Origin of the sequence: Shewanella pealeana ATCC 700345, from assembly GCF_000018285.1 — a bacterium.
Classification (GTDB): Bacteria; Pseudomonadota; Gammaproteobacteria; order Enterobacterales; family Shewanellaceae; genus Shewanella; species Shewanella pealeana.
In genome coordinates, this window is record NC_009901.1 from 245,442 (window position 1) to 264,381 (window position 18,940).

The 18,940-nt window shown below is 46.0% G+C and carries 10 protein-coding genes, 1 tRNA gene and 3 rRNA genes; 10 read left to right on the plus strand and 4 right to left on the minus strand.

Going from position 1 to position 18,940, the window contains the following annotated elements:
• Positions 1–84 precede the first annotated feature (84 nt).
• From SPEA_RS01220 to SPEA_RS01240, 5 genes are all read left to right on the plus strand, one after another.
• Positions 85–2,979, plus strand: a 23S ribosomal RNA gene (locus tag SPEA_RS01220).
• 133 nt (positions 2,980–3,112) lie between these two features.
• Positions 3,113–3,228, plus strand: a 5S ribosomal RNA gene (gene rrf, locus SPEA_RS01225).
• A gap of 68 nt (positions 3,229–3,296) precedes the next feature.
• Positions 3,297–3,372: transfer RNA gene (locus SPEA_RS01230), tRNA-Thr, on the plus strand.
• Between the two features lie 17 nt (positions 3,373–3,389).
• A 5S ribosomal RNA gene (gene rrf, locus SPEA_RS01235) occupies positions 3,390–3,505 on the plus strand.
• Between the two features lie 703 nt (positions 3,506–4,208).
• Positions 4,209–5,483 (plus strand): CinA family nicotinamide mononucleotide deamidase-related protein, encoded by a 1,275-nt coding sequence (locus SPEA_RS01240; RefSeq protein ID WP_012153492.1) that lies wholly within the window; start codon positions 4,209–4,211, stop codon positions 5,481–5,483.
• A 76-nt stretch (positions 5,484–5,559) separates the two neighbouring features.
• Here SPEA_RS01240 and SPEA_RS01245 read toward each other — a convergent pair whose 3' ends face one another.
• From SPEA_RS01245 to argE, 3 genes are all read right to left on the minus strand, one after another.
• Positions 5,560–6,102 (minus strand): YceB family lipoprotein, encoded by a 543-nt coding sequence (locus tag SPEA_RS01245; protein ID WP_012153493.1) that lies wholly within the window; start codon positions 6,100–6,102, stop codon positions 5,560–5,562.
• On the minus strand, positions 6,102–8,738 hold the full coding sequence (gene ppc, locus SPEA_RS01250) for a phosphoenolpyruvate carboxylase (protein ID WP_012153494.1): 2,637 nt from the start codon (positions 8,736–8,738) through the stop codon (positions 6,102–6,104). Before ppc ends, SPEA_RS01245 begins: the two co-directional genes overlap by 1 nt.
• Before the next feature lie 167 nt (positions 8,739–8,905).
• Positions 8,906–10,057: an acetylornithine deacetylase gene (argE, locus tag SPEA_RS01255; protein WP_012153495.1), complete on the minus strand. Its 1,152-nt coding sequence runs from the start codon at positions 10,055–10,057 to the stop codon at positions 8,906–8,908.
• A gap of 275 nt (positions 10,058–10,332) precedes the next feature.
• On the opposite strand from argE, the gene argC reads away from it, so the two are divergent.
• The 5 genes from argC to argH all read left to right on the plus strand — a co-directional run bounded on the left by argC (position 10,333) and on the right by argH (position 15,853).
• Entirely contained in the window at positions 10,333–11,322 is a 990-nt protein-coding gene (gene argC, locus SPEA_RS01260) for an N-acetyl-gamma-glutamyl-phosphate reductase (protein ID WP_012153496.1), read from the plus strand.
• A gap of 18 nt (positions 11,323–11,340) precedes the next feature.
• The gene (argB, locus tag SPEA_RS01265; RefSeq protein ID WP_012153497.1) at positions 11,341–12,144 is read left to right on the plus strand and encodes an acetylglutamate kinase; all 804 of its coding nucleotides are present in this window, start codon (positions 11,341–11,343) and stop codon (positions 12,142–12,144) included.
• Positions 12,145–12,156: 12 nt separating this feature from the next.
• Positions 12,157–13,062, plus strand: coding sequence for an ornithine carbamoyltransferase (locus SPEA_RS01270; protein ID WP_012153498.1), 906 nt, complete (start codon positions 12,157–12,159; stop codon positions 13,060–13,062).
• Between the two features lie 71 nt (positions 13,063–13,133).
• Positions 13,134–14,372 (plus strand): argininosuccinate synthase, encoded by a 1,239-nt coding sequence (locus SPEA_RS01275; RefSeq protein WP_012153499.1) that lies wholly within the window; start codon positions 13,134–13,136, stop codon positions 14,370–14,372.
• A gap of 110 nt (positions 14,373–14,482) precedes the next feature.
• A complete protein-coding gene (gene argH, locus SPEA_RS01280; RefSeq protein WP_012153500.1) occupies positions 14,483–15,853 on the plus strand; it encodes an argininosuccinate lyase in 1,371 nt (456 codons plus the stop codon).
• A 103-nt stretch (positions 15,854–15,956) separates the two neighbouring features.
• Here the strand turns inward: argH and SPEA_RS01285 are convergent, their stop codons facing one another.
• Positions 15,957–18,506, minus strand: coding sequence for a penicillin-binding protein 1A (locus SPEA_RS01285; protein ID WP_012153501.1), 2,550 nt, complete (start codon positions 18,504–18,506; stop codon positions 15,957–15,959).
• Between the last annotated feature and the right edge of the window lie 434 nt (positions 18,507–18,940).

Consider the following 18,940-nt stretch of genomic DNA (forward strand, 5'->3'; position numbering starts at 1 on the left):
GAAACCATTAGTTACGATACGGCTGTTGTGAGCTTACCCGCTCAGAACAACGGATAATCTCATAGAGACTTATTTGGGTTGTATGGTTAAGTGACTAAGCGTATATGGTGGATGCCTTGGCAGTCAGAGGCGATGAAGGACGTAGTAACTTGCGAAAAGCGTTGGCGAGCTAGTAACAAGCATTTGAGCTAACGATGTCCGAATGGGGAAACCCACATGCATAAGCATGTATCACTACATGAATACATAGTGTAGTGAGGCGAACCCGGGGAACTGAAACATCTAAGTACCCGGAGGAAAAGAAATCAACCGAGATTCCCCTAGTAGCGGCGAGCGAACGGGGATTAGCCCTTAAGCGTAGAGGGTGTTAGTGGAATGTGTTGGAAAGCACAGCGGCACAGGGTGATAGCCCCGTACATGAAAACTAACTTTACGTGAAAACGAGTAGGACGGGACACGTGACATCCTGTTTGAACATGGGGGGACCATCCTCCAAGGCTAAATACTCCTGACTGACCGATAGTGAACCAGTACCGTGAGGGAAAGGCGAAAAGAACCCCTGTGAGGGGAGTGAAATAGAACCTGAAACCGTATACGTACAAGCAGTGGGAGCGGTTCTTGAGACCGTGACTGCGTACCTTTTGTATAATGGGTCAGCGACTTACATTTTGTAGCAAGGTTAAGCGAATAGCGGAGCCGTAGGGAAACCGAGTGTTAACTGCGCGTTTAGTTGCAAGGTGTAGACCCGAAACCGAGTGATCTAGCCATGGGCAGGTTGAAGATTGAGTAACATCAATTGGAGGACCGAACACACGTATGTTGAAAAATGCGGTGATGACTTGTGGCTGGGGGTGAAAGGCCAATCAAACTCGGAGATATCTGGTTCTCCTCGAAAGCTATTTAGGTAGCGCCTCGTACGAATACCATTGGGGGTAGAGCACTGTTAAGGCTAGGGGGTCATCCCGACTTACCAACCCTTTGCAAACTCCGAATACCAATGAGTACTATACGGGAGACACACGGCGGGTGCTAACGTCCGTCGTGAAAAGGGAAACAACCCAGACCATCAGCTAAGGTCCCAAAGTTATTGCTAAGTGGGAAACGATGTGGGAAGGCTTAGACAGCTAGGATGTTGGCTTAGAAGCAGCCATCATTTAAAGAAAGCGTAATAGCTCACTAGTCGAGTCGGCCTGCGCGGAAGATTTAACGGGGCTAAGCAATACACCGAAGCTATGGGTACTAGTGTTTACACTGGTGCGGTAGAGGAGCGTTCTGTAAGCCGTTGAAGGTGAAGGGGTAACCCACACTGGAGGTATCAGAAGTGCGAATGCTGACATGAGTAACGATAAAGGGGGTGAAAAACCCCCTCGCCGAAAGACCAAGGGTTCCTGTCCAACGTTAATCGGGGCAGGGTGAGTCGACCCCTAAGGCGAGGCCGAAAGGCGTAGTCGATGGGAAACGGGTTAATATTCCCGTACTTCTGCTAACTGCGATGGAGAGACGGAGAAGGCTAGGCTAGCGCGGCGTTGGTTGTCCGCGTTTAAGGTTGTAGGCTGTACACTTAGGCAAATCCGGGTGTACTTAAGGCTGAGAGCTGATGACGAGGTCCTAAGGGACTGAAGTAGTTGATGCCATGCTTCCAGGAAAATCTTCTAAGCTTCAGGTTAGCAGGAATCGTACCCCAAACCGACACAGGTGGTCGGGTAGAGAATACTAAGGCGCTTGAGAGAACTCGGCTGAAGGAACTAGGCAAAATGGTACCGTAACTTCGGGAGAAGGTACGCTCCTAGCGGTGATGAGACTTGCTCTCTAAGCTGCCGGGAGTCGCAGATACCAGGTGGCTGCAACTGTTTATCAAAAACACAGTACTGTGCAAACTCGCAAGAGGAAGTATACGGTATGACGCCTGCCCGGTGCCGGAAGGTTAATTGATTGGGTTATCTTCGGAGAAGCTCATGATCGAAGCCCCGGTAAACGGCGGCCGTAACTATAACGGTCCTAAGGTAGCGAAATTCCTTGTCGGGTAAGTTCCGACCTGCACGAATGGCGTAATGATGGCCACGCTGTCTCCAGCCGAGACTCAGTGAAGTTGAAATTGCGGTGAAGATGCCGTATACCCGCGGCTAGACGGAAAGACCCCGTGAACCTTTACTATAGCTTGGCACTGAACATTGAACCTACATGTGTAGGATAGGTGGGAGACTTTGAAGCTTCGTCGCTAGATGGAGTGGAGTCAATCTTGAAATACCACCCTTGTAGTTTTGATGTTCTAACCGCGGCCCCTGAATCGGGGTTCGGGACAGTGCCTGGTGGGTAGTTTGACTGGGGCGGTCTCCTCCCAAAGAGTAACGGAGGAGCACGAAGGTTGGCTAAGTACGGTCGGACATCGTACGGTTAGTGCAATGGCATAAGCCAGCTTAACTGCGAGACATACACGTCGAGCAGGTACGAAAGTAGGTCATAGTGATCCGGTGGTTCTGTATGGAAGGGCCATCGCTCAACGGATAAAAGGTACTCCGGGGATAACAGGCTGATACCGCCCAAGAGTTCATATCGACGGCGGTGTTTGGCACCTCGATGTCGGCTCATCACATCCTGGGGCTGAAGTCGGTCCCAAGGGTATGGCTGTTCGCCATTTAAAGTGGTACGCGAGCTGGGTTCAGAACGTCGTGAGACAGTTCGGTCCCTATCTGCCGTGGGCGTTGGATGATTGAAGGAAGCTGCTCCTAGTACGAGAGGACCGGAGTGGACGAACCGCTGGTGTTCGGGTTGTTATGCCAATAGCATTGCCCGGTAGCTACGTTCGGAATCGATAACCGCTGAAAGCATCTAAGCGGGAAGCGAGTCCTAAGATGAGTCATCCCTAGGAATTTAATTCCTCTAAAGAGCCGTTCGAGACTAGGACGTTGATAGGCAAGGTGTGTAAGCGTTGTGAGGCGTTGAGCTAACTTGTACTAATGACTCGTGAGGCTTAACCATACAACCCTAATGGGTTTTATGAGTTAACTATGTTTCTTGTAGAAACCAGAATTAGAAAACACTTAATGTGTGTTCGAACTCAATTTATTAAGACTTGCATAGCGAGTCCAGCTTTCTAAATTTACCAAATTTGTCTGGAAACCATAGAGTTGTGGCACCACCTGAATCCATTCCGAACTCAGAAGTGAAACGCAATATCGCCGATGGTAGTGTGGGGTCTCCCCATGTGAGAGTAGGTCATTTCCAGGCGCTAAATTATGCTCGCAAGAGCAATATTTATTCGCAATTAGATGTAAGACGAATAAATATAGAGTTTTGCTGATATGGCTCAGTCGGTAGAGCGCATCCTTGGTAAGGATGAGGTCCCCAGTTCGATTCTGGGTATCAGCACCATTATTTAAAAGAATTTGTCTGGAAACCATAGAGTTGTGGCACCACCTGAATCCATTCCGAACTCAGAAGTGAAACGCAATATCGCCGATGGTAGTGTGGGGTCTCCCCATGTGAGAGTAGGTCATTTCCAGGCGCTAAATTATTCTCGAAAGAGAAGCGATAAAGCCCGTTGCTAATGCAACGGGCTTTTTTCGTATATGCGCTGATCAAATTGTTCCAGACAATTTAAGGCACTTCCTATAATCATTTAGTCATTCAAAAAGACACTTCTTCCACAGGTAATAGGGAGAAATAGCATTGATGTGTTTCAGGTATCTGCTAGTTCTAAGTCTCCTTATAATACCAATCAGTATAAGAAGTTGATCTACTCAGAGCGTTTTTGGCAAACTAATTCAAGGCGAATAACTGAAAGAATGGTTGCTCCCTTATGAAGTTATTCAACGCAGAAGTAGGCAGCCAAAAACGCTCCAGAATGGCGAGTTTTAGCGGCTCTGATACTGCGTTAACGAGCTTAAGCGTAGAATAACTATGCTCTTCACTCGTTGCCTTGTCTCAGTGCCGCTAAACTCTCGCTGAGCGACCAAATCTTTATACTGATTGGTATAACCCTCATTTGGCTTACTATGTATCAGTCTTCTTATAGGCTGAAGTCATCTTAAGTATTCTTCCATTTGGTACCATTAGCATACTGATTTTTCTAGCTGATTTTCGGAACTTGTCTTTGCTGTACCGTAAAAGCATCTCCAAACTAATTGATGAAAATATCATAAGTGCGTATTGCTATTCGGGCTTAGCTTTCATAGTTTAGCTTCAATGGAGACACTAAGGATTATGAAATGAAGCTAGAAATGATTTGTACGGGCGAAGAGGTGTTGGCTGGCCAGATAGTCGATACAAATGCTGCATGGTTCGGTAATACCATGATGGAACATGGTATCGAGTGTCAAAGGCGTGTGACAGTTGGTGATCGCTTAGAAGATCTCGTCTCAGTATTTAAAGAACGCAGCCATGAGGCTGATGTGATTTTAGTTAATGGTGGTCTCGGACCGACAAGTGATGATCTCTCTGCTGAAGCGATGTCACTCGCTAAGGGAGAGGCCTTAGTCGAGAACGAAATTTGGCGAGAGAGGTTGGAAAATTGGTTTACCCGTAACGGCCGAGTAATGGCGCTGAGTAATCTTAAGCAAGCTATGTTACCTGAGTCAGCCATTATGATAGATAATCCTGTTGGGACGGCTTGTGGTTTCGCTGTAAAACTCAATCGTGCATGGTTATTTTTTACCCCTGGCGTCCCATTTGAATTTAAACAGATGGTCTATGAACAGTTTATACCTTTCGTTAAGCAGCGATTTGATATTGCAGGTGATGTAGCGCTAAGGAAGCTCCTAACCTTAGGTCAAGGAGAATCATCGCTTGCAGATACGCTCGAGCAGATAGATTTGCCTAGTGGGATTACCATAGGTTACCGCTCTTTTATGCCGCATATAGAGATAAAGCTATTCGCTCGTGGTGTAGGAGCAATTGCTCAGCTTGACAGACTCGAAGCGCAAATAAGATTTCTACTGGGCAATGCTATCGTTGCTTGTGATAGGAAAAGCTTAGCTGAAGAGATCCACTCTCTAATGGTAAATTCTGGGCTAAGCCTCAGTACCGCGGAGTCTTGTACCGGTGGCATGATAGCAAGTCAACTGATCGACCTCTCTGGGAGTTCATCCTATTTAGATCAAGGTTTAGTGACTTATAGTAATGAGTCTAAGGTTCGAGTATTAGGTGTTAAGCCTGAGACATTAGACGATCACGGGGCAGTCTCTATCGCTACTGTAGAAGAGATGGCTAAGGGAGTAAGATCAATTCTTAATAGTGACTTTGCGCTAGCGACAAGTGGCATAGCAGGCCCTACAGGTGGTACTGATGATAAGCCTGTTGGCACGGTTGCCATTGCTCTAGCGACGAAAGGGGGTGTTTATAGTCAGATGATTAAGCTACCTCGACGTTCTCGCGAATTAGTGCGTAGTTTAAGTACTGCCGTCGCATTCGATATGTTAAGAAGAGAGCTGTTAGGTGAGGCGGTTATCGTCGATTATGGTTCGATTGGCCGTTTCCAAAAATAATGCATTTAGAATAAAAAGGCAGTATCAAGTGATACTGCCTTTTTGGTTTATGATGTCTAATCCGCAGAGAAGTTAACTATTCTTCGAATATCAGTACTAGTTTGCCGGGCTTAACTTCAATTCGCTTTGTTATGTCGGCAATCAATGCCTGATTAGACTCTTTGGTATCGAGTACATACACAGGTTGAGTTTCTAGAAACTGTGTTAAGAAGCGCATTAACTCAGGGGCGATTGAGCCAATGGCTTTCTCTATGTCCTGAGGTTTAGATTCAACTTTAACTAACTGCAGATTTCGTAGATGAACACTGTTATCAGTTGCGTCGTACCAAGGCTCTGCTTCAAACTCAGTGACTAGATTTGCGTTTATCGGCATCAATGGGTTTCTCACATTGACGATAGTAACCGCAGATACTGCCATGGTATCTGGCTTTTCGCCTAATGTGACCTTGATGTCGTTTACGTGCAGCTCAACGCCAAAGATTTTATTACCTTGCTTTACTTCAAAGTGCATCTCATCGTTAAGATAAGTTTCTAGCTCTTTTTCAGTGATGCTGTATTGACTGACACAGCCTGTCAATAACAGCAAGGCGCTAGTAAGCGCCACTTTTAGTAGCTTCATTAACCTGTATTTCTCATTCCTGCGGCAACGCCCGCTATGGTTAACATCAATGCCAGCTCAACATTTTGAGAAGATTGCTCCTCTCTACGTGTTCTTGCTAGCAGCTCAGCCTGCAGGAAGTTTAGCGGATCAATATAAGGGTTTCTAAGTTCGACAGACTCACGATTCCAAGGGGTATGTGCCATCAAGCTTTCTGCCTGTGTCAGCTCAAGTACGGCTTCTACTCCAGTCGCTAACCGCTCTCTAAGCTGTACGCCTAGGTGATGTAGCTCAGAAGGAACTAAGCTAGTTTCATAGAACTTAGACAAGTTAGGCTCAGCTTTGGCGTAAACCATCTCTAGCATTGAAATGCGGGTCTTAAAGAATGGCCAGTGTTTCTCCATCTCCTGTAGCAGAGCTAAGTCTCCTCGCTCCGATGCCGCTTTGAGCGCTTCGCCAGCACCTAACCATGCGGGAAGCATCAAACGGTTTTGTGACCAAGCGAAGATCCATGGGATGGCGCGAAGGCTCTCAATGCCGCCGTCGACTCGGCGTTTTGCCGGGCGACTACCTAGTGGTAGTTTTCCTAGCTCAATTTCCGGTGTAGCGGCACGGAAGTAAGACACGAAGTCAGGCTCTTCACGCACTATGGCTCGATAAGCGACTACCGACTCGTCTGCAAGCTGCTGCATACATTGACGCCATTCTGGCTTAGGCTCTGGTGGCGGTAATAGTGTCGCCTCCATGACTGCCGAGGTGTATAGCGCCAGACTCTGCACTGCAAGTTTCGGTAAGCCAAACTTAAAGCGGATCATTTCACCTTGTTCAGTGACTCGAATGCGACCATCTACAGAACCTGGAGGCTGAGACAAGATCGCTTGATGAGCTGGTCCACCTCCACGGCCAATTGTGCCGCCACGACCATGGAAGAGGGTAAGTTTGATATTTGCTTCTTGGCTGATGGCGACTAGTTTTTCTTGTGCAGTGTATTGCGCCCAAGCGGCAGCCATTACACCTGCATCTTTAGCCGAGTCAGAATAGCCAATCATGACCTCTTGAATACCTTTGGTGTAACCTCGGTACCAATCGATAGCAAACAATGCCGACATACAGTTAGATGCATTGTTTAAATCATCTAAGGTTTCAAACAAAGGCACTACGCGAATTGGGTGTGGACAGCCAGTTTCTTTCAGCAGGAGTAGAACCGCTAATACATCTGATGGCTGGCTGGCCATCGAAATAACATAAGAGCCCATAGCGCGAGCTGGCTGGCTGGCAACCAATCGGCAAGTTTTCACTACTTCTTCAACTTCTGCTGAAGCTTGCCAATTTGCAGGAATTAACGGACGCTTACTTGAAAGTTCACGTAGTAAGAATGACTGCTTTTCGCTTTCATCCCAGTGAGCATAATCGCCCATGCCTAAATAGCGAGTCAGTTCGGCAATCACATCGGCATGGCGCTGAGCGTCTTGTCGCACATCCAGTCTCAGCATATGAATACCAAAACAGGCAATACGACGAAGCATATCAAGCAGTAAGCCGTTAGCAATTAGGCTCATTCCTTGGTCGCATAGACTCTTATAAAGCATCATTAACGGATCTTTTAGATCGCTTTCATGCCAAATAATATCTTTTGGATTAACGTCTGGTTGATGCCCTTCAAGCTTTTCATTTAGGTAATCGATCGTCGCTCTAAGTTTTTTACGCAGATCTCTAAGTACATCACGATATGGCTCATTACTGTTATTACAGTAAGCCAATAATTCTTCATTGGCGCCTTCCATTGAGAGTTCGTTTACCAGCAAGACTACATCTTTTAGGTATAAACGCGCTGCAGTATGACGGTTTCGGTCAAGCACCTCTTGCGTGACGGTCGAAGTGACAAATGGATTACCATCACGGTCTCCGCCCATCCAGCTAGAGAACCTTACCGGTGCTATATCGATAGGAAGCTGGGTATTGGTGCGCTCTTCGACTTGCTGATTAAGTTGTCTAAGAAAATCTGGAATAGCTTGCCATAGAGAGGCTTCAATTGTACTTAATCCCCAACGCGCTTCATCTACAGGGGTTGGGCGTTCGTTACGGATCTCATTGGTATGCCAAATTTGAGCGATTAGCTGACGTAGTCGTAAGTGGTGTTGCTTTTTTTCTTGCTCAGTCAGTTGGGTATTCTCTAAAGCGGTTAGAGAATCAATTACCGCCGAGTACTTTTGAATAAGAGTACGACGAGAGATCTCAGTAGGATGGGCTGTTAGTACAAGATCGATATCGAGAGTCTTAAGGCAAGCGAGTACTTTTTCTTGATCAATTTTGCCGCCTAGCATCCGGCCAAGTAGTTGTTCTACCGGATCGGGGACGCAAACTAATTCATCGCAATTACGGCTAATTGTATGGAACTGCTCTGCGATATTGGCAAGGTTTAGAAACTGGTTAAAAGCTTTAGCAAAAGGAACTAGCTCGTCGTCGCTTAAAGAGGAAAGCAAAGTCAGCATCTCTTCACGAGAGGCGTCATCACCTTGGCGTGAGCTTTTGGCAAGATGACGGATTTGTTCAATTTTTTCCAGGAAAGTATCATCGAGATCGGTGCGGATTGTGTCACCTAAAATTTGCCCTAAGGTCCCAACGTTTGACCTTAGCGAGGCATACATGTCTACCATACGTGCTCCATATCGGTAAGCTAATCGATCACAATACCTAGCAGTGTAACGCTAGGCAATGGTCGAGATTAAAATATCGTGCTTGAACAGGCTTTATACCACTTTTTGAGTATTTCATCTTTAAGGATATATTAAATTTTTCCCTTAAATACGCGAAAAATAGAGGTTTATTTTATACAAGCATGATAAATCAGCTTTTTTAATAGTTCTTTTGTGCGATTAATATAATTAAGCTCCAAAAATTCATCCGGTTGATGAGCCTGTTCGATACTGCCAGGGCCAAGCACTAGTGTCTGACAACCTAATTGACTGATATAGGGGGCTTCAGTTGCATAGTTCACCACTTCGGGCTGGCTATCGCTGAGCTTAGCGACGAGTTGTGTCCAGCTGCCCTCTTTATTATCGGCAAAAGGTTCTGAGCCCGGGTAGAGGGGGGCTACGTGAATACTTCCGGGATATTGGCTACATATTGGTTCGAGATAGTTGGCAACCATCAACTCTAAATCTTGCAATGCCAATCCAGGGATTGGACGAAGGTCGATATGAAGATCGCAACAACCACAGATCCGATTGGCAGCATCACCACCGTGGATATGACCGAAATTCATTGTTGGGTAGGGCACACTAAAGGCATCTTCTCGATAATTATTGGCTAAGTGCTGTTTGAGTTTTAGCAGCTGGCCAGTCACTAAGTGCATCACTTCGATAGCATTGAGGCCTTTTGCGGGATCTGATGAGTGACCGCTACGGCCGGTTACTCGAATCCCTTGGGTTAAATGGCCCTTATGCATATAGACAGGTTTTAAGCTGGTGGGCTCACCTATGATGGCGTAGTCAGGCGCAATGGACTTCTCTGCTGCAAAGGCTTTAGCACCATTCATGGTCGTTTCTTCATCTGCGCTAGCAAGGATATGCAGCGGACGTTGAAATTTATCCATCGGTAACTCTTTTAGCGCTTCGAGTACCAAAGCAAAAAATCCTTTCATGTCGCAGGTACCTAAACCGTACCAGCGGTTATTCTTTTCAGTTAACAAAAATGGGTCTTGGCTCCAGCGTCCTTCATCGAAGGGCACTGTATCCGTGTGCCCAGCCAATAGTAAGCCTCCCTGTCCTTGACCAAATGAAGCGACTAAATTGTGCTTATTACGCGTATTGGCAACTGGCACAGATTGGCACTGCATACCTAAATCACTAAACCAAGTATGCAATAGTTCGATGACAGCTATGTTGCTGGTATCCAACTCGGCTTCGAGGGCGCTAATAGAAGGCGCCGCGATAAGCTGGCTAAAGCTACTCTTTATCTCTGGAAGTGTCTTCATCAAAAAATACCCAAATATATATTCAAATATATTGCATAATTAATTTTGCGTGTTAGTCTATCAAACAGCTAAGGCAACTACCACATTTCAATGGTCTGATTCATGAGAGTAAATATGTTTAATCTGGTTAAAACAATAGTAATTAAGGTTATTTATACCCACTTCCTGCGACGATAATCTTGTCATTAAATGGTGTTCAGCCAGGGCTTTAGTTGTGCCCACTCTTTTTTGTTTTGTCATCTAAATTCAAGATTAAGGTTTTAAAGTCATAGACTATGAAGAATATAGCCATTATTGGCGCCAGTGGGTACACCGGCGCACAGATCACCTCTCTTATAAATGCCGAAGCGAATTTATCAATTCAAGGCCTTTATGTTTCTGAAAGCAGCCTAGATAAGGGTAAGCCATTATCTGAGCTCTACCCTGCATATAGCCATATCTCACTGTGCCTTAATCCACTTTCTGAAGATGCAAAGCAAACCATAGTGGCCACTGCTGACGCCGTGGTGCTTGCGACCGATCATGCTGTGAGTTTGCATCTAGCAGCCTGGTTTTATCAGCAAGGTTTAGCCGTGTTTGATTTGAGTGGCGCTTACCGGTTTAGCGACGTAGCGCAATACCCTAAGTGGTATGGTTTTACTCATGAATATCCACAAGTATTGGCCGATGCAGTATATGGTCTAGCCGAGTGGAATAGCGATCAAATAGCAGCGACTAAGATGATAGCCGTACCTGGCTGTTATCCAACGGCATCACTTATAGCATTGAAGCCCCTCTCTCATCTATTAACCGATGTATTGCCTGTGATTAATGCGGTAAGTGGTGTGACTGGTGCAGGCAGAAAAGCTCAACTACATACAAGCTTTTGTGAGGTGAGCTTAACGCCCTATGGCGTACTCGCCCATAGGCATCAACCAGAGATTGCGACTCAACTAGGGCAAGAAGTTATCTTCACTCCTCATCTTGGCAACTTTAAGCGTGGGATCTTGGCTACGATTACAGTCAAGTTGAAGCCTGGCACCACTCTTAGTGATATTCAGCAGGCTTATCAATGTTACGACTCGGCCGAGCTTGTCACGGTAAAACAGAATCAATTCCCTAAGGTAGATGATGTGGTGCAAACACCTCATTGCCATTTAGGGTGGAAATTTGACGAGCAGACTGGATACCTAGTGGTAGCTAGCGCCATCGATAACTTAATGAAGGGCGCTGCAAGTCAAGCTCTTCAGTGCATAAAGATTCACTTTGGTGAGTCTGTTAAGTAACTGGTGTGGAGAATTGAGATGACTCAAACAGATCTAAACAACACAGAACAAAAGCCAGTTATGGTGCTTAAGGTCGGCGGGGCTTTACTGCAGTGTGACATGGGTATGTCTCGTTTGATGCAGGCTGCCGCCAAGATAATCGCATCAGGTCAGCCGATTATTATGGTGCATGGCGGAGGCTGCTTAGTGGATGAGCAGTTGAAAGCGAATGGCATGATAACTGAAAAACTGGATGGATTAAGAGTGACGCCAGAAGCGCAGATCCCTGTCATCGTCGGCGCGTTAGCGGGTACCTCAAATAAGACGCTTCAGGCTGCAGCAATTAAGGCGGGCGTTACTTGCTTAGGTATGAGCCTAGCCGATGCTGGCATGATGAACGCCAAGATTAAAGATCCCTTGTTAGGACTGGTGGGGGAAGTGGAGCCTAAAGATGCAAGCTATTTGGAATTTGTATTAGCAAAGGGCTGGATGCCAATTGTGAGCTCTATTGCCATTAGTGAGCAAGGTGAGATGCTTAATGTGAACGCCGACCAAGCTGCCACAGCTTTGGCTAAGTTAGTTTCAGGATCTTTAGTTTTGCTATCTGATGTATCTGGTGTGCTCGATGGTAAAGGGCAACTAATTAATAGCTTGAATAGGGAACAGGTTAATGAATTAACCAAGATAGGTGTTATTGAGAAAGGAATGAAGGTCAAAGTGGAGGCTGCATTGGATGTTGCTGAGTCCATGGGGCAAGCCGTACAGATCGCCTCTTGGCGTCATGCACATCAGTTAATCGCATTATGCCAGGGTGAAGCCGTTGGCACACAGATCCAACCTTAGGAGATAAGTCTTATGAAACACCTACTATCAATTAAAGATCTCAGCCAGCAGCAATTACTCGACCTATTGGCGTTGGCACAAAACATTAAGGCTAATCCTGCCGAATATAAGCATGCCTTGGATGGCAAGAGTGTGGTGATGTTATTTGAGAAGCCATCTCTGAGAACTCGGGTGAGTTTTGATATTGGCATTAATAAGCTTGGTGGCCACTGCTTATATCTAGATCAACAAAATGGCGCCCTAGGTAAGCGTGAGCCGGTGTCAGACTTTGCTGCCAATATTTCTTGTTGGGCTGATGCCATTGTCGCCCGTACATTTTTACACTCGACAATAGAAGAGCTAGCAGAGCATGGCACAGTACCGGTTATTAATGCGCTATCGGATCTTTATCACCCTTGCCAAGGTCTAGCGGATTTTCTGACATTAACCGAGCAATATGGCGATGTGAGCAAGGTGAAATTGGCTTATGTTGGTGATGGCAACAACGTAACTCATTCATTGATGTTTGGCGCAGCTATCTTAGGTGCACAGTTAACCGTCATCTGTCCTCCTGGCCACTTCCCTGATGGTAAGGTTGTTTGTGAAGCGCAGGAGTTAGCGGCAAAACATGGCGGTAAGTTAACTCTTAGTTCAGATATCGAAGCGATTGGCGACCATCATGCTATTTACACCGACACCTGGATATCTATGGGCGACTCAGCATCTATGGAAGAGATCGAGGCCAAGTTTAAGCCCTATCAAGTGAATGCCGAGTTGATGCAAAAGGCGGGGGCGAAACATTTCATGCATTGCTTACCAGCTTATCGAGAAGTTGAAGTGACTGCCGAGATAGTTGATGGAGACGGCTCACTCATCTTACATCAGGCCGAAAATAGAATGCATGCTCAAAATGCCGTGCTGGTAACGCTTTTAAGTTAATTACTTTTTGAAAAATAACTATCAATCTGCATTGGCAGATCGACATAAAAAACAGTTAGTAGGAAATTAAGATGTCTATTGAAAATTCAGCAGTAAGTGATCACTCAGGCGTTAACAAGGTTGTTCTGGCATATTCCGGTGGCTTAGACACCTCGGCGATTATTCCTTGGTTAAAAGAAACTTATGATAACTGTGAAATTGTGGCCTTTTGTGCCGATGTTGGCCAAGGTGATGCAGAGCTAGAAGGCTTGTATGAAAAAGCCATCGCCTCTGGCGCATCTGAATGCTACATCGTCGACTTAAAAGAGGAGCTGGTGGCCGATTATATCTACCCAACGATTGCGACTGGTGCTATTTACGAAGGTACTTACCTGTTAGGTACGTCGATGGCGAGGCCGATTATTGCTAAGGCACAAGTTGAAGTTGCTCGTAAAGTAGGCGCAGATGCGGTTTGTCACGGCTGTACTGGTAAAGGCAACGATCAGGTTCGTTTCGAAGGCTGTTTTGCTGCATTAGCGCCTGATCTAAAAGTCATTGCGCCTTGGCGTGAGTGGGAGATGGTGAGCCGTGAAGACCTGCTCGATTATCTTGCAGAGCGTAATATTGCTACTGCAGCGTCTGCGACCAAGATCTATAGCCGTGATGCAAACGCTTGGCATATTTCTCACGAAGGCGGCGAGCTAGAAGATCCATGGAATGAGCCATCGAAAGGGGTTTGGACCATGACTGTCGCCCCAGAGGATGCGCCGAATCAGCCTGAATATGTGTCACTAGAGCTTGAGCAAGGCAAGATCACTAAGGTAAACGGTGAGGCTTTATCACCATATAAAGCCTTGATGGTATTGAATGAAGTAGCCGGTGCTCACGGTGTTGGCAGAATCGATATTACCGAAAACAGACTGGTTGGCATGAAGTCTCGTGGTTGCTATGAAACGCCCGGTGGTACAGTGATGTTCGCAGCACTGCGCGCGATTGAAGAGTTAGTACTTGATAAAACCAGCCGCGAGTGGCGTGAGCAAGTTGGCGCGCAGATGGCACACCTTGTCTATGATGGTCGCTGGTTCACGCCATTGTGTGAGTCTCTGCTAGGTGCATCTAAGCCTTTAGCCGACTTAGTGAATGGTGAGGTAGTGGTCAAACTCTACAAGGGCCAGGCCAGCGTAGTTAAGAAGCGTTCTCCTAATAGTCTGTATTCTGAGGAGTTCGCGACCTTTGGTGCCGATGATGTTTATAACCAAAAAGATGCGGAAGGCTTCATTCGTTTGTATTCGCTTTCAAGCCGGATCAGAGCGTTACATAGTCAAAAGTAAGTCTTTGACCAATAAAAGTTAGTTAGCGCTAACGTGTATGAGTTAGCGCTCTATAAACATAGAGTTAAAGGTGAAGCTAGACTTTGCCTAGATATAAAGAGGAAGTCAGAATGGCATTATGGGGCGGCAGATTTAGCCAAGAGAGCAGTGCACTGTTTAAACTTTTCAATGACTCATTACCTGTGGACTTTCGACTCATAGAGCAAGACATTGTCGGCTCAATTGCATGGGCAAGTGCCATTACCCAGGTTGGGATCCTTACCGAGAAAGAATGCACCGAGCTACACCAAGCGTTAAATGAACTACTCGCGGAAACGCAAGATAGTCCTGAACTTATCATTGCTTCAGGAGCTGAGGATATTCATAGTTTTGTTGAGCAGTCGCTGATTGCTAAAGTGGGAGACCTAGGTAAAAAGCTACATACGGGCCGCTCGCGTAACGATCAGGTAGCGACGGATCTTAAGCTTTGGTGTAAGAAAGAAGGTGAGCAGTTACTCGGTTTACTTGCTAACTTAAGAGCGGCATTGATCGGACTTGCCGAGCGTGAAATCGATGCGGTGATGCCGGGTTATACACATCTGCAAAGAGCACAGCCAATATTGTTTGGTCATTGGTGTTTAGCTTATGTGGAGATGTTTGAACGTGATATTAGCCGTCTGCAAGATGCGCTTAAGCGTGCCGATACTTGTCCGTTAGGTACGGGAGCATTAGCAGGTACAGCTTATCCGATGGACAGGGTGAAGCTGGCAAAATCCTTAGGGTTTGCCTCGCCGACACTCAATAGTTTAGATACGGTTTCAGACCGAGATCATGTGATTGAGATCTGCAGCAATGCCTCTATCAGTATGATGCACTTGAGTCGGATGGCTGAAGATTTAATCTTCTTTAATAGTGGTGAAGCGGGCTTTATTGAATTAGACGATGAAGTCACGTCAGGCTCGTCACTGATGCCGCAGAAGAAAAACCCTGATGCATTGGAGCTAATTAGAGGCAAGACGGGTCGTGTTTACGGCGCCTTAATGGGAATATTAACCACCATGAAAGCATTGCCGCTTGCGTACAACAAAGATATGCAGGAAGACAAAGAAGGCCTGTTCGATGTAATGGATAGCTGGTCGATCTGTTTAGAAATGGCAGCCTTGGTATTAAGTGGCTTGCAGGTTAATAGAGAAAAAACCCTTAAGGCTGCTAAGCAAGGTTATGCTAACTCGACTGAACTGGCTGATTATTTAGTGGCGAAAGGGATGCCTTTTAGAGAAGCACACCACGTGGTTGGTGAAGCAGTCGTGAGTGCTATTGCCAAGCAAACCCCTCTAGAAGAGTTAACTCTAGTAGAGCTGCAAGCCTTTAGCGCAGCGATTGAAGCCGACGTATATGATTGCTTGACCATTGAGTCTTGCTTAGCTAAGCGTGAAGCGCTAGGTGGTACCTCTTTATCTCAAGTTCGTAACGCATTGGCGACTAAGAAAGAGAACTGCTAATAGTGCAATTAGTAGGTGTAAAAAAACGCGGTCATTCTGTTGAGTGACCGCGTTTTTATTATTTCTGACTATGGTTTACTGGAATAGGTTTACGAGAAAAGGTCTACTGGAATAGATCTTCATCTGGCTCATCGATAAAGATATCGCTGTTATCTTCTTGCTCTGTCACGTATTCCGTCGGTTCAGTGCCAGCAATAAAGTACTCAAACCTGCTGGTGTGATCGGTTTTGCGGGTCAGCTTACCAGTCGCTAGGTCGATTCGTGCCGATACGATACCTTCTGGTGGTGCCATTGGCACTTCTGGTGTACCCGCCAAGGCATCCTTCATAAACTCATTCCAACCAGGGCCTGCGGTTTTTGCACCGGCTTCAGCTAAAGATATCTGATCTTTGGCACCGTTAGCATTCCAGCTAGTACGACCTAGCTCTTGGCTGTGATCATCGAAACCGACCCAAACTGTGGTGGCAAGTTTAGGGTTAAAACCACTAAACCAAGTATCACGAGACTCGTTGGTTGTACCTGTCTTGCCAGCAATATCGCGACGTTTCACCACTCGGGCAGCACGCCATGCCGTACCGTTCCAACCTGTACCTTTACTCCAGTTGCCGCCACCCCAAATAACACTCTTTAGTGATTCGGTGACTAAGAAGGCAGTCTGCTCCGAAATAATCTGTGGTGCATAACGCGAATCTGCGTCGCCACATTGATGGATTGCATTAACGGCGGATAAGTTTTCTAAAGGTGTCGTGCTCGCTTGAAGTTCATTTGCCATAGCGGCAAAAGGATCATCATTAATTACTGGCTCTGTCACCACAGGCTTACAAGCTAGTGTTGGGTTAGCTTGTTCTACGATATCACCGCTTGCTGTTTCTACCCGTTCGATAAAGTACGGTTCGACTAGGTAGCCACCGTTAGCGAACACTGAGAACGCGGTGACGACTTGCAGCGGTGTTACCGATGGTGAGCCTAAAGCAATCGATTCATTGCGTGGTAAGTCGGCTGGGTCAAAACCAAACTTTACCAGTTCGGCAATTGTGGCATCCAGACCAGCATAGCGCATGGCTCTCACAGACATCACGTTGATCGATTGCGCTAAGCCTACACGTAGACGAGTTGGACCACCATAAACATCCGGTGAATTCTTAGGGCGCCAAGCTGTGCCTTGTCTAGTATCAGGCTTATTAATTGGCGCGTTGTTAATAAGGGTGGCAAGGGTGTAGCCTTTCTCTAACGCCGCGCTATAGATGAAAGGTTTAATGTTCGAACCTAACTGGCGCTTAGCCTGAGTTACACGGTTATATTGGCTTGTATAGAAGCTGAAGCCACCCACCAAGGTGCGAATCGCGCCGTCATGTGGATCTAGAGATACTAGGGCGCTGGCAACTAATGGCACTTGGCTTAGTTGCCAGAAGTTGCCATTGTTGCGGATCCACACTTGTTCGCCAGGTTTCAATACATCTGAGGCGAGTTTAGGTGCCTTACCTTGACGTTTGTTGGTGATAAACTTACGCGCCCACTTGATGCCATCCCAAGGTAGCTCGATAGTTTCACCTTTTGCATTCATCACTGTCGCGGTCTGCTCATTTACAGATAATACAGCTGCAGGGAACATGCCTTGGAATGCTCCAGTTTGCTTTAATCTGGCTGTGATCTCTTCAGGTTCGAGGGCTGTTTTTGTCCATAGCTCTTTTACTCTGCCACGGTAACCATGGCGTTCGTCATAAGAGTACACATTGTTACGCAGTGCTTTTTGAGCATCTAGCTGCAGTTTAGAACTGACAGTGGTATAGATGTCATAACCGCCTGTATAGGCTTCTTCTTCGCCCAGTTTATCGACTAAATAGTCACGGGCCATTTCAGAAATATAGGGGGCATACAGATCGATGACTGCGCCGTGGTATTTAGCGGTAATCGGGCTAGCAATTGCAGCTTGATACTCAGCATTATTGATATAGCCAACCTCGTTCATTCGCATTAACACAACATTGCGACGCGCTTTTGCACGTGCTTTTGAGGTAATAGGGTTCAGCGTTGACGGTGCTTTCGGTAGGCCTGCAATCACCGCCATTTCCGGCAGAGTCAGCTCGCTCACTTCTTTTCCATAATACACTTGTGCGGCAGCGCCTACCCCGTAGGCACGCTGACCTAGGTAGATACGGTTAACATACAGTTCTAGAATTTCATCTTTGGTGAGCAGTTGCTCGATATGGATCGAGATAAAGATCTCTTTTACTTTGCGTATTATGGTCTTATCGCGGGTCAAAAAGAAGTTACGTGCTACCTGCATGGTGATGGTACTCGCACCTTGCTTCTTTTGGCCTGTGGTTAGCATCACAGATGCAGCACGTAAAATACCGATTGGGTCGATACCTTTGTGTTCGTAGAAGCGTGCATCTTCGGTAGCGATAAAAGCTTGTAGTAGAGGCTTGGGCACCTCTTCTAACGTAAGTGGAATACGGCGCTTTTCACCAAATTGAGAGATCAGCTTCCCATCACTACTGTAAATGCGAAGTGGTGTTTGTAATTTTACTGTCTTTAACGTCGTAACATCAGGGAGATCTGGCAGCACATAAAAATAAGCTGCAGCTATCGCTCCGATGCCTAGCAAGCCAAGGCTAAAGAAAGCTATTAAAAGTCGTTTAAACCACTTCACCGCAATATTCCAAGAACAAAAAATAAGAACAATAGTATATAAGCCAAGGCGGAAATGGTGAAGTCTTGTTAACAGATTAGCCTGAGCTTTTTTCTTGATAAGTTAATTTGAATGCTTTTTCAAAAGAAAATGAATGGAAAAGTTAGTTAACGCAAAAGCATCACCTAAACATTTTTGAATAACGGATTCAGTTTTTATGACTAATCCAAATTGTTTTTCTGGTTTATATGGCTGCTCTGAAGGCTGAAGTGGCAATTATGCCGGAAATGTAGCCATAGTTGAGCGTGTTTGTGTCAAAGTTGCTTGCGGGTAAGTGTTTGGTGTCAAAAAAATAGCAATTGTAAAATGATGGAACATTTTGTACAAATGTCTATAACGGGTTGATTTTGTGCTAATCTACTTTGGAAACAATAACTATAAAAGTGACTTTGGAC

Bases quoted from the DNA above. Each gene is read 5' to 3' on its own strand.
- argB (WP_012153497.1), top strand. From the start codon at position 11,341: ATGACTCAAACAGATCTAAACAACACAGAACAAAAGCCAGTTATGGTG.
- argE (WP_012153495.1), bottom strand. From the start codon at position 10,057: ATGAAGACACTTCCAGAGATAAAGAGTAGCTTTAGCCAGCTTATCGCG.
- SPEA_RS01275 (WP_012153499.1), top strand. From the start codon at position 13,134: ATGTCTATTGAAAATTCAGCAGTAAGTGATCACTCAGGCGTTAACAAG.
- argH (WP_012153500.1), top strand. From the start codon at position 14,483: ATGGCATTATGGGGCGGCAGATTTAGCCAAGAGAGCAGTGCACTGTTT.
- SPEA_RS01245 (WP_012153493.1), bottom strand. From the start codon at position 6,102: ATGAAGCTACTAAAAGTGGCGCTTACTAGCGCCTTGCTGTTATTGACA.
- ppc (WP_012153494.1), bottom strand. From the start codon at position 8,738: ATGGTAGACATGTATGCCTCGCTAAGGTCAAACGTTGGGACCTTAGGG.
- SPEA_RS01270 (WP_012153498.1), top strand. From the start codon at position 12,157: ATGAAACACCTACTATCAATTAAAGATCTCAGCCAGCAGCAATTACTC.
- SPEA_RS01240 (WP_012153492.1), top strand. From the start codon at position 4,209: ATGAAGCTAGAAATGATTTGTACGGGCGAAGAGGTGTTGGCTGGCCAG.
- argC (WP_012153496.1), top strand. From the start codon at position 10,333: ATGAAGAATATAGCCATTATTGGCGCCAGTGGGTACACCGGCGCACAG.